1 protein-coding gene is annotated in these 566 nt (G+C 46.5%); it reads right to left on the bottom strand.

What is annotated here, in order from left to right; genetic code table 11:
* Window positions 1-566: phosphopantetheine-binding protein (locus tag Q4489_RS18265; RefSeq protein ID WP_303483405.1), on the bottom strand; the 566-nt coding region annotated here is incomplete at both ends.

Here is a 566-nt window from a genome sequence, read left to right as displayed (position 1 = left end):
GCCAATAACGAGTGCCCACCTAGGCTAAAGAAATTAGCATTGCGGCTGATCTGCTCAACCCCAAGAAGTGATGACCATATTTGAGCTAATCGTTGCTCGGTTTCACCGATAGGCGCTATGAACTGTTCATCAGTTTGATGCGTTGGTGTTGGTAGTGCTTTTGGGTCTACCTTACCGTTAGCCGTCAAAGGAAATTCTTCGACGCTCATCAAACAGGCTGGCACCATGTACTCCGGTAGTTGCTCCGATAAACGTTGACGTAAAATGTCATTGCTCAATCGTTGCTCAGCGCGGTAGTACCCGACTAATCGTTTGCCACTTGGGCTATCTTGAGCGATCACCAAGGCATCATTAATATCCTCTTGGTCTAGCAATACCGTTTCAATTTCACCCAACTCGATACGAAATCCGCGGATTTTCACTTGAAAATCATTACGTCCAAGGTATTCAAGTTGACCGTCTTGGTTCCAGCGCACTAAGTCACCTGTGCGGTATAGACGCTGACTACTGCCTGCCTCTTGAGCCTGATAGAATGGATTACTAATAAAGCGCTCAGTTGTTAACTC

Origin of the sequence: Thalassotalea sp. 1_MG-2023, assembly GCF_030546745.1 — a bacterium.
Taxonomy (GTDB): domain Bacteria; phylum Pseudomonadota; class Gammaproteobacteria; order Enterobacterales; family Alteromonadaceae; genus Thalassotalea_C.
The sequence above is the reverse complement of the archived record's forward strand: the minus strand, read 5'-3'. Positions and strand labels throughout refer to the sequence as shown.